The sequence below is a fragment of the Flavobacterium columnare NBRC 100251 = ATCC 23463 genome, from assembly GCF_002530675.1.
Taxonomy (GTDB): domain Bacteria; phylum Bacteroidota; class Bacteroidia; order Flavobacteriales; family Flavobacteriaceae; genus Flavobacterium; species Flavobacterium columnare.
In genome coordinates this window covers 1-10,322 of the sequence record NZ_PCMX01000101.1, presented here as the reverse complement: position 1 = coordinate 10,322, position 10,322 = coordinate 1, and the positions used below count along the sequence as shown (strand labels likewise).

Sequence of the window (10,322 nt, the reverse complement as noted above, 5' to 3'; positions counted from 1 at the left end):
GTTTTCTAATCTTTAATCAAACCACAACCTAGGATTTTTGCTAAATACGGAATAAACGAATATCGTGTTTTCTAATCTTTAATCAAACCACAACATGCTCATTGATAGTATGCTTATGAATATCAATATCGTGTTTTCTAATCTTTAATCAAACCACAACCCTGGCACGATTATTTTAAAAAAACAGGCAATATCGTGTTTTCTAATCTTTAATCAAACCACAACTCCCGCTACTCCTTCAATAAAAATGTTTTTAATATCGTGTTTTCTAATCTTTAATCAAACCACAACAATGCTCTTAACATCGCTTTAGCTTCTTTTAATATCGTGTTTTCTAATCTTTAATCAAACCACAACTCAGAATTTTAAGTTTTTGCCCATTAATTAAATATCGTGTTTTCTAATCTTTAATCAAACCACAACGGTTCAGCTTCAGTTGTAAAAAACATTCGAATATCGTGTTTTCTAATCTTTAATCAAACCACAACTAGTCTCTTTATATCTCTGTTTAATTCTTAATATCGTGTTTTCTAATCTTTAATCAAACCACAACAATACATCTACTGTTTCTTTTGTTTTTTTAAATATCGTGTTTTCTAATCTTTAATCAAACCACAACAGTGTATTTAATGAAACAGCGAGGAGCTATAATATCGTGTTTTCTAATCTTTAATCAAACCACAACTTTTAAAATGAATAAAGAAAGGTGTTGAAAATATCGTGTTTTCTAATCTTTAATCAAACCACAACACCCCGCAGTCGGTTAGTATGACTGATATGAATATCGTGTTTTCTAATCTTTAATCAAACCACAACTTTAAATCCTATTGCACTGTATAAGTCTTAATATCGTGTTTTCTAATCTTTAATCAAACCACAACGTTACTTCTTTTTACGAATACCGAACTTTGAATATCGTGTTTTCTAATCTTTAATCAATTATAATCACAAACACACCTATAACAAATATTGACTTGGTGTTTGTAAACCACAACCATATAAACGGGATTACTATTATTAACAGAAATATCGTGTTTTCTAATCTTTAATCAAACCACAACCACATTATCGTGAAATTCTTCCAACATAGTAATATCGTGTTTTCTAATCTTTAATCAATTATAATCACAAACACACCTATAACAAATATTGACTTGGTGTTTGTAAACCACAACTGAAATTACAATCGTAATTTTTAACCAAATAATATCGTGTTTTGACTTCGTTGAACCTCGTCCCTCGGTTTCTAATCTTTAATCAAATCAATCAGTATGAGGTTTGGTTATTTGCGATTTGATAGTGTATGTCAATGAACTAAATTTTAATTTCAATATCTTGCCTTCCGACTATTGTTGTAATGATAACTCCATTTGTAACAACTTTATAATAGATGGTGTCAATTCCGCAAACACATTTGTAATAATTTGACTTAATATTTGATGCCAAAGGGAATAAATATGGATTTTTAGCAATTTTATTAAAACAATCGTGCATCATGTCAAAATATTTATCAGCTTGGTCTAGACCAAACTGACCAATTCCATATTCATAAATACGCAACAAATCTATTTTAGCTTGTTCGCTTAAATCATAATTATACATTTAATCGTTTTTTAAATTCGGCAAGCATTTCTTCTTTAGTTTGTTTTTTAGCCAAACCACTTTTTTCGCCTAATTCTATTTTCATTCTAACATATTCGTAATATTCTTCCTGCTTTCTTGCCTGTTGAATTAAGTAGTTAATCGCTTCACTTTTACTTGTAAATTCTTCGTTTGCGACTTGCTGTTTTAACCATTCATCATTTTGATTGGCTAAAGTGATGCTTTGACGTGCCATGTTATTGTGTTTTGTTGGTGTAAATTTACACCATTTTTTAACCGCTAGATCATAATTTTTAATTTTTTCAGAAACTTAAAACTTATTCAAAGATAAACGCCGCGATTTGTCTTCTTTAAAACATTGTAAACCACTACAGGAATTCGAGAGCTTCAGTTCCTGTTGAGGGTCTTATCTGCGTTTGACACTATCGTGTTTAGCTCCGCTGAATCTCGCTAAATCGATTTCTAATTTTTATAGCAACGAGCAAATGTTATTGTTTTTAAATTTTTTGAAATTTACCTGATGGTAAAACTTTAAAATCAATTCCTTCCACAAATGCTGTAAATTGATTGTGATTCATTTTTCTAGTTGGTTTGTTTTCATTGATTTTGAACTCTCCATCAGGTTTGAAGTTGTCTTTGCTTATTTTTTCTGATTTTCTAGCTTCTTTAAAATGTCTAAGTTGAATAATACCATATTCATTAACCTTGCTGGTTTTTTTGTCTTTTTGTCTTTGTATTGTCAATCCTTCAATAATATAAATCCTTTCTCTAAAATCTATTATTTCTGAAATATCTTTAGGATTTTCAACTGTTTTATCGTAAAAAACTACCTGTTGTCCTCTTTTTAAAATTACATCTTTATTGTTTCTTTTCTCTATGGGAACTAAGATTTTTTTACCTTTTATTTCTTTTTCTTTATGTAATGGATAGTAACTTTGACTTTGTTTAAGAAGTTTTGCTAAATTAAAATTATTGATTAATTCAAATTCTCGTTTTCCATCAAGTTCATACAAAGCCATAGCATAATTTTCATCATTTTGACCATACACTTTTTGCTTGTGCTTGTGTCTTGATTTAGATAAAGGGCTATGCACTTTAATTTCTATAGGGTTTTTAACAGAATTAGTAATTATTCTTACTTTCTTTATTGGTATACCTTCTATTCCTTTTTCAATATTTGGCTCACGCATCCAAATTGTTACACCTTCTTTAATTACAGCTACTTTTTTCTTTTTAACTATTTTAAAGGTAATTAGACTATTTGCAATGGCGTTTTCAATTTTTTTTCTTACCACATTATCAACGATATTTTGCACGTCATTTTCTGATATTTTTGATATTTCTTTTCTAACAACAAAAAAAACAATTTCATTGCCTTTTATGTCTTTTTTAAGTATAAAAGCCCCCTTATCTGTATGTAACGGTTTTTTTGTTTCTATATCTATATCTGGTAGTTTTATAGCTCCATATGTTGTCTCTTGATGCAAAGATCCTCTTATCGTATCGCCTTGATTGAATATAGGTATTTTATAAAATGTTTTCCCAGTTGTGTTAATCTTGAAATAATCTTTACCTTCAACACCATTTAGATAGTTTTTTGGTAATTCTTCATAAAACGTATCTGTTTGTTTTTCTTTCTTTTTAGGAATTTTGTATAGTATTTTTGAGTCAAACTTTAGTTTAAAATAATCTTTCCCTTCTATTTTATTTTTAAAATTTACTGGGAGCTCATTTTTTAAAACATAAACTTTTTTACCTCTATTTTTAATAATGCTTTTAGCTTGTTTTTTTACGTTATCTGGCGTAAAATGTGATACTAAAATTTCGGTTTCTATTTTTTCTATATCTTCTTTAAAGGTTTTCCAAGGCTTGGCTTGTTCTATTAAAACTTTTGCTGCTTTTTTATCTTGTTCGTCTTCTAAACGCCACGCGTGAGCTAACAAATCATATTTGTCTTTAGGCATACACGCAATGGTAATCGCATCAATGGTATGGTGGGTATGTTTGTCTCTATCTTTATCTTTGTAATGTTTCCACCAGTTTTCATCAATGAAACTTTCTTGGATGCCCCAAAGTTTTCTGAACTCAGCCACTGCGCCACCTTTTACACTTTCTACTCTTTTGAAATAGGATTTTAAATAGGCTTGCGCATATTTGGTTATAATACCTGTATCTGGAATTTGGCTGTTTTTAAAACCTACTTTAGGCTCTTCCCACGTAAAGCGATCATATTTACCTTGAATATAGTCACGTTTTAAAGTGAGGTAATGCCTTTTTCTTATGTTTTTATCTTTCGCGTCTTTTGTAACTGCTGATTTTATAGATCTTGAAATGGTTTCAATTTGTCGAGTTAGTTCCTCAGCTTCTTTTTTCCAGTGTGCAATTCTAGGTAAAATATCATTGTAGTTTGATAACTCAATAGGCATTTTTTGCTTCTTTATGTCTCTATTAAATCTTTGACTACAAAGGGTTTTGTTCATTTGCGAATTATCTTGTGAGATACTTCTAGGAATAGTATGTTCTATATCATAAGAAGGATTGCTACCTATAATGTCACAGATGCTAATATTATTGCCTTCCTCGTATATTTCACACTTTCCTTGTTCTAACCAAAGCTGGTATCTTAAAATATCATCTTCTGTAGGATTTACTTCTTTGTGGCATTGCTCTAAATAGAGCTTTTTTATTTCTTTAATGGCGTCCTCTTTGAATTTTTTGTTTTCATTTTGAAAATCCTGTATCCCTTTTCTTTTGTTTGCATCGTTCAATTCACGAGCCATTTCAATATGAATGCGAGTGTCTTCATCTATTTGATCATTAGCTATTAGTGTGTTAAGGACTTTGCGTAATTGATGTAAAGCACGCATAGCCATAGGGTTTTTTATAGAAGTAGTAAGCGGACTGCCTAATACTACTTTTTTATTGCCCCATTCGTCTTTAATGGTTTTCTTTTTGAATACTTCTATATCTGATGGATGATAGAGTTTTTTTAACTTATCAGGATGGTTACAAAATATTTGTCCCTCTTCATTTTCACCTTCAAGAAAAGCTTCAATTTGTTTATCTAACCTACCTATTTTAATGAATTCTTGCTTTTTTAATTGATCCATTAGAATAGGGAATAAATCTTGAAATATTATTTCTTGTTCGTGTTCCTCAATAATAATATTTGCTTTGTAAAAGGGGACAAGCTTTTTTCTCAAATCAGCCTCAAAAAGCGATTCCGCTTCTTTAGAATAATATACCTTTCTACCTTCTTTGTCTTCGGTATTGTATATTTTCAATAAGCCGTTAATTAGTTCTAGCTTGCTTTTTTCTACTATATAATTATCTACTAATTCAACTATTTTTGATTGAATGAATTTTTGTTGCTCTTCATCTTTCCAAATGTCATCATCTACAATATTCTCAATATTTGCCATAAAAACAGCATGCGAGTACAGTAATCCTTGTTTTAAATAAGGTAGTATTTTTGCAATAGCTGCCAAACTAAGACTAGCAAAGTCTTTTTTCAGTTTTGTTTTGCTAAATGCTTTTGCGTTTTTAGGTTCTAGTTTTAGTTTATCTATGGCAAAATCATATAAATACGTATCTGAGGTTGCAACTGAAAGTAAATGCCATAAATCTTTATAATCTACAGATTTTGTGACTTCATTCTTTTCCGTATTTCTAGTTTGGTATTCGAAAGTTTTAATTTTCCAGTCTTTTCCTATAGCATTTTCCAGTGAAGCCGAAACTACACAAGCAGAAACACTATCTGTAGGTTTGTAATTAAACCAATAAAAAAACTCATTTTTCTTAGAAGATTTGTAATAGCCAAAACTAGCTCCTTTTTCAACCAGTTCTTTGGCTAAAACCTCAAAATTAAAGTCGCTTTTTCTGTAAAATTTCGGAACTAATTTTAATTTTTCTTCCAGTGTTAGGAAACGTAATGTCTTCTCGCTTTGTGTGCCTATCTTTATGGTGTTTAAGTATGACCACATTCTAAATTCTTCATAATCTGGATGCGAAACAGCACATCGAGATTTGTTTTTTTCAAAAGAACATTTTCCTATTAATCCTTTTTGCGATTTTAGAGGTCTTTGAAAAAAAATAGCTCGGTATAAATCTTTAGCTAAACCCGTAAACTTTTTTTCGGGTAATTTTTCATTTGTATTTATTCCTTCAATTCCTTGTGTTTGACAAATTATGATAAACTCTTCTAAATAATGTTCTTCACGAGAAGTATATTGGTTTCTTATTCTTGTTTTGTTGTATAAACTAAAAAAATATTGGCCTAAGGTTTTAAAATTTCCATCAAGCATTGCTTGTGAAATGTCTTTAATTTTTCCTTTTACTTTGCCTAAATCTGCCTTTTTATTGAGACGCGCAATAAGCTCTTGTTTACATGTTTCAATATCATTAGCATTCTTTTTTGTAATGGATACTAATGAAGTGTATAATTTCTTTAGATTTTTTTCTCCTTCGTCTAAATCCTTTTTAAAACCACTTTTCTCTGTCTCATCTATAATTCCAAGATTAATATAATACTCTTTTAATTCGTTTAAGATCGCATTCGAATTATCTAAATCTTCAATTAAATTTTGAATTTGCGGGTTATGTTCTTCAAAAACACCTTCGGCTGATTGATCTAAGCGATTACTCAAAAAACCTCTTCGTTGTGCTATATGGTACAAGGCTCTACCTAACTCAAATAAAGTCACTTTTTGCTTACTGGCTTTGTCTCTAAAAAGATAAGGATTTATATTTTTATCTTCATTGGTTCGTAGCCAATCAAGAAATTCAGGATTTAGTGGATATTCTTTGAAACCAGATTTTTTCCATTGTTCCACTTCTTCAACAGATAGAGGACACATTCCATTAATAGAGAGCACTTTTAAAGTTTCGTATTTTCTTAGTTTTCTGCGATATTTTATTTTACGAGCACTTCTGTAGGCTGTTCTTTCGGCAGCTCTAGATATTTCTTTTCCATTTTCAGATTTTACTCCTTCAGAAAAAATCCTAGCTCCTTTGTCTAGAATTTGATTTATTCCTTCATTTTCAGTATCTCTAATTGCCCAACCAATTGAGTTAGTCCCCAAGTCTAGTCCAAGTATTTTTGTCATTTGTGTTTAGTTTGTAATTTGGTCTTAAAAGTAAGGAAAAACTTTTTTCATCTAAATACGGAAAACCGTAAAGTGTTTATAGCTTTTTTTGTGTATGTTTGTATCAGATAAAATTATTCTAATCTTTAATCTTATCACAATAAGGCTATATGCCGTAGACGAAAGTCTTTAGTCCCGCTTCGGTGGGACTTTTTTTATGACATTGTAGTAAAAAATAGGACTTTTTTATCATTTAACCCAGATTATACATTAGAAACTTATTGTAGATAAAAAGGACTTTGAATCTAAAAAAGCACTTCATTTTTTGTCCTTAATGTAGTAAAAAAATTCCGTGTCTTTTTAGCTTCTTTGCCCTTTCCGTATTCGTTACAAGGTCTATTGCATAATCTGGGTTTAAGCAAAAGATATAAATAATAAGGGGATTTTGGGATTCCCATTTGAACCACCACCTCCGTTCAGTAGTTCGCTCTTAATTACATATCTCTGTTTACTTTTCGCAAGTTTCTTTTTTATTAGCAGAAACTAATTTTCTACTGGTCGTAATTTCTAAATCATCGGTACTTTTATTATGAGTTTTACAAAGCGGAATTATATACCAACTCATATCTGAAGAATCAGATTTTTGGACGTGAGCTCCAACTAAATCTTTTTTTTCTGAACAGCTTTTCTCTGAACACGAATCTACATCCTGCTTACTGTATTTTTTCCAATGTTGCAACCAACTTCCACATTTGCAATTGTTATCTGATGTTCCATTAATGTTTTTAACTTTTGTCATATTCTTATTTTATATTTTTTGCATATAAATACCCTATATTTTCGCTTTCTTCTACTCTAACTTTTATCCAATCCCCTTTTTCTTCTATAAAAATAACATTAACTCCAAATGTTATTTTTTCGATAATTTTAGATTCTAAGGAAGGATTTTCTCTTAAATTTAAGATATCATTGTAGATTGTTATCGTTTCATCAACATAATAATATTTTTTAGAGCTACTTAGTTTTGATGAATATTTTGGAGTTCTAGACCTTTTGCTCTTTTTTTCATTTGAGTTATATAAATAATGGGTACTAGTAGTAGTACTACTACATACACCACAACTACCACCACTGGAACAATGTGCGCATCTCGAACAATTTCTACAAGCTGTACAATATGCAGAACCTGTACATCTGCCAGCTTCCTTTTTAGGTATTAGACATTCATAATTTGATGTAATTAATTCATTATTCTTCGAAAAGGAGAAAAAACAAAATAGAAATGTTATTAATAATCCTATTGCCTTCATATTTAATTGTTTAAAAGTGAATATTCTTTTTAATTTAAGAATACTTTATGATAAAAATTATAGTTCTAATCGTATTTATATTTTACATTTCTATTTATATAGGAATTTAACCCTAATCCTTTAAGTGCTAATTTTTTCATTTGATTAATATGATATGCTCCAGCTTTGTTATAACTATACGTATAGATAGCTCCTGAAGCAAATCTGATTTTTATAAAATCATTTCCAATTTGATAGCTATATACAGCAGATGTTCCACTTAAGTTTCTATATCTTTCCAAAAAAATTATTTTAAATGAGTTATTAATCTTTTAGCTATTTCTTCTTCTTCAATTATTTGATTTGAAGTCAATAACATTTGAACTTGATTTGATATTGGATTTTTAAAAACTTCAAATCCACTTCGACAATTTTTAAATCTGTAATGAAAAGCCTTTAATCCTTTTAAAAAACCATTTTGTAGCGTTTCTTCATATATAAAATGTGAGCAAGATTTTCTAAAAATACATCTTGGTTTTTTATTCTTTGGCTTAGTTAACCAATACAATCGAATACTCAATAGGACTAAATACTTCATACTACTTTTCAAAAACTACCATTTGTCTAGTTGTCATATAACCTGGTTTTGCTCCTAATCCAAAACAACCTGTCTCAGGGTTTACAAATGTGGTCACACTTTCTAAACGAACATATTTCCAGCCTTGATTAGAAAGATCATTGATTAAATTTTCTAGTTGAATTGCGACATTGTCTGAAGTTCTTTTTTTGGGATCCAATGAAGCTATGAAGGGTACTACTTTGTATTTCATATTATTTTCTTTTTCTATAATGGTCATTAGTAGAAGAATTTTTATAATGGCCTCCTTTATGAGAACTCCCCTTTCCACCTTTATAGTGTCCTTTTTGTGCATTAATACTAGTTCCTAGTAAGAATAAAAACATTGTAAATAAAACAGTTCGTCTTTTCATAATTATTTTTTTTATGTTTATATGGCAAACTTACCTCCAACAATAACCATTTCCTTACGGAAAACCGTAATGCATAAAAATACCCCCAAATAGTATCTAACTTTTTGGGGGCAGTGCAAAGTTGGACAGCCTTTTTTATTACTATAATATTCAGATACCTATCGAATATGATTTTCATATATCCGATTCTTATAAAGTGAGTTCAACTTTTAGGAGACCTTCTCTATATTTTTAAAAATATGTGGTTAAATAATTCCCATATCTTTTGCAATGGCAACTAAATGAACGGTATTATTGGCTTTAAAATAATCTTTAAGTTTTGCTATACGTTTTTCGATGGTACTTTTACTATTAGGTGTAATATGAAGTTCTTTAAACTTAGCTTCCATATTTTCTTGCGGAATTCCCAAAGACAGTTGCGTCAGTAATTGAATATCGTATGTATCTATTTCAGAGGTGGTCTTATCTTGTAATATAAGTTGAATACTAGGTGAAATATATTTTTCTTTTCCTATCCATATTGTTTCAATAGCTTTTTTTAGTTCGCTTGCCGTATAACGATGTTTAACCACGTAGGCATCAATCCCTTGATCGTATACTAGTTTTTTAATTTTGTGAGGTCTATCCTCTATTGAAAAAGCAATTATTTTAATAGACGGGAATTTTTCTTTAACTTCTGTTATTAATTGTTCCCCTGAAGTTATTTTAGCATCTCTATGATCTATTTTAAAAGATAAATCTGTAATTAACAACTCAAATGGTAAATTGTCTATATGTGCTTTTTTTAATCTTAAAATGGCATCGTCACAATATTTTACATATTCAACAACCGAAATATCAAATTCACTAAGTGTCTTTTCTGTAGCAATATTATTCAGATCGATATCATCAACCACTAAAACTTTTGAAAACATAGTAATACTTTATTTTGGAATATTTATCTTTACTTTTAATCCCTTATCAGTAGCATCAAAAGTAATGGTTCCGTTAATGTTTATAATACGGTTTTCCACATTTGCCAAACCGCTTTTTTTTATACTTTCTATATTAAACCCTTTTCCATTATCTGAGTAGTCTATTTTTAAAGCTTTTTTATGAGTTGAAAAACAAACAACCACAATAGTCGCTTGACTGTGTTTTTTCATATTTACTAAAAGTTCCTGTAATACTCTAAATAAAGTAATCTTTTTGATTTCTGATAAACTCTCCCAATCTATTGTATCTTCTTTTTTTATAATAATATTTTGTGTATTTGATTTATATCCGTTTATCATTTGTAATATACTTTCAAAGAAAAAAATCCCTGTTTCTATTGATTCATTTTCTTTTGAAATATTTCTAGATCTTTGATATAGAG

General features: G+C 29.5%; 11 protein-coding genes and 1 CRISPR repeat array. All 11 genes read right to left on the bottom strand.

The window, feature by feature from the left end; translation table 11 throughout:
- Nucleotides 1-58: 58 nt before the first annotated feature.
- A CRISPR array of direct repeats spans nt 59-1,127; the repeat unit is 36 nt; unit sequence AATATCGTGTTTTCTAATCTTTAATCAAACCACAAC.
- Nucleotides 1,128-1,314: 187 nt separating this feature from the next.
- On the bottom strand, nt 1,315-1,602 hold the full coding sequence (locus B0A78_RS12110; RefSeq protein ID WP_097609711.1) for a type II toxin-antitoxin system RelE/ParE family toxin: 288 nt from the start codon (nt 1,600-1,602) through the stop codon (nt 1,315-1,317).
- Nucleotides 1,595-1,837 carry a ribbon-helix-helix domain-containing protein gene (locus tag B0A78_RS12105; RefSeq protein ID WP_014164459.1) on the bottom strand — a complete coding sequence of 81 codons (243 nt, stop codon included), beginning with the start codon at nt 1,835-1,837 and terminating at the stop codon, nt 1,595-1,597. The genes B0A78_RS12110 and B0A78_RS12105 overlap by 8 nt, the downstream gene beginning before the upstream one ends.
- Nucleotides 1,838-2,099: 262 nt before the next feature.
- The gene (cas9, locus tag B0A78_RS12100; RefSeq protein ID WP_097609710.1) at nt 2,100-6,707 is read right to left on the bottom strand and encodes a type II CRISPR RNA-guided endonuclease Cas9; all 4,608 of its coding nucleotides are present in this window, start codon (nt 6,705-6,707) and stop codon (nt 2,100-2,102) included.
- Between the two features lie 487 nt (nt 6,708-7,194).
- On the bottom strand, nt 7,195-7,485 hold the full coding sequence (locus B0A78_RS12095) for a hypothetical protein (protein WP_014164457.1): 291 nt from the start codon (nt 7,483-7,485) through the stop codon (nt 7,195-7,197).
- Nucleotides 7,486-7,489: 4 nt separating this feature from the next.
- The gene (locus B0A78_RS12090; protein ID WP_014164456.1) at nt 7,490-7,996 is read right to left on the bottom strand and encodes an SH3 domain-containing protein; all 507 of its coding nucleotides are present in this window, start codon (nt 7,994-7,996) and stop codon (nt 7,490-7,492) included.
- 65 nt (nt 7,997-8,061) lie between these two features.
- Nucleotides 8,062-8,277, bottom strand: coding sequence for a hypothetical protein (locus B0A78_RS12085; protein ID WP_097609709.1), 216 nt, complete (start codon nt 8,275-8,277; stop codon nt 8,062-8,064).
- A 5-nt stretch (nt 8,278-8,282) separates the two neighbouring features.
- Nucleotides 8,283-8,573 carry a membrane protein insertion efficiency factor YidD gene (yidD, locus tag B0A78_RS12080; RefSeq protein WP_065213642.1) on the bottom strand — a complete coding sequence of 97 codons (291 nt, stop codon included), beginning with the start codon at nt 8,571-8,573 and terminating at the stop codon, nt 8,283-8,285.
- A gap of 1 nt (nt 8,574) precedes the next feature.
- Complete coding sequence (locus B0A78_RS12075; RefSeq protein WP_041253324.1) at nt 8,575-8,805, bottom strand: hypothetical protein; 231 nt, start codon at nt 8,803-8,805, stop codon at nt 8,575-8,577.
- 1 nt (nt 8,806) lies between these two features.
- Nucleotides 8,807-8,965, bottom strand: a complete 159-nt coding sequence (locus tag B0A78_RS14545; protein WP_155761353.1) for a hypothetical protein — start codon at nt 8,963-8,965, stop codon at nt 8,807-8,809.
- 245 nt (nt 8,966-9,210) lie between these two features.
- Nucleotides 9,211-9,879, bottom strand: a complete 669-nt coding sequence (locus tag B0A78_RS12070) for a response regulator (RefSeq protein WP_014164452.1) — start codon at nt 9,877-9,879, stop codon at nt 9,211-9,213.
- 9 nt (nt 9,880-9,888) lie between these two features.
- The coding region (locus B0A78_RS14540; protein WP_394798227.1) for a sensor histidine kinase at nt 9,889-10,322 on the bottom strand (434 nt) is incomplete at its 5' end.

Excerpts from the sequence above, each read along its gene's own strand:
- B0A78_RS12110 (WP_097609711.1), bottom strand. The coding sequence starts at position 1,602 with ATGTATAATTATGATTTAAGCGAACAAGCTAAAATAGATTTGTTGCGT.
- B0A78_RS12095 (WP_014164457.1), bottom strand. The coding sequence starts at position 7,485 with ATGACAAAAGTTAAAAACATTAATGGAACATCAGATAACAATTGCAAA.
- B0A78_RS12105 (WP_014164459.1), bottom strand. The coding sequence starts at position 1,837 with ATGGCACGTCAAAGCATCACTTTAGCCAATCAAAATGATGAATGGTTA.
- cas9 (WP_097609710.1), bottom strand. The coding sequence starts at position 6,707 with ATGACAAAAATACTTGGACTAGACTTGGGGACTAACTCAATTGGTTGG.
- yidD (WP_065213642.1), bottom strand. The coding sequence starts at position 8,573 with ATGAAGTATTTAGTCCTATTGAGTATTCGATTGTATTGGTTAACTAAG.
- B0A78_RS12075 (WP_041253324.1), bottom strand. The coding sequence starts at position 8,805 with ATGAAATACAAAGTAGTACCCTTCATAGCTTCATTGGATCCCAAAAAA.
- B0A78_RS12070 (WP_014164452.1), bottom strand. The coding sequence starts at position 9,879 with ATGTTTTCAAAAGTTTTAGTGGTTGATGATATCGATCTGAATAATATT.
- B0A78_RS12090 (WP_014164456.1), bottom strand. The coding sequence starts at position 7,996 with ATGAAGGCAATAGGATTATTAATAACATTTCTATTTTGTTTTTTCTCC.
- B0A78_RS14545 (WP_155761353.1), bottom strand. The coding sequence starts at position 8,965 with ATGAAAAGACGAACTGTTTTATTTACAATGTTTTTATTCTTACTAGGA.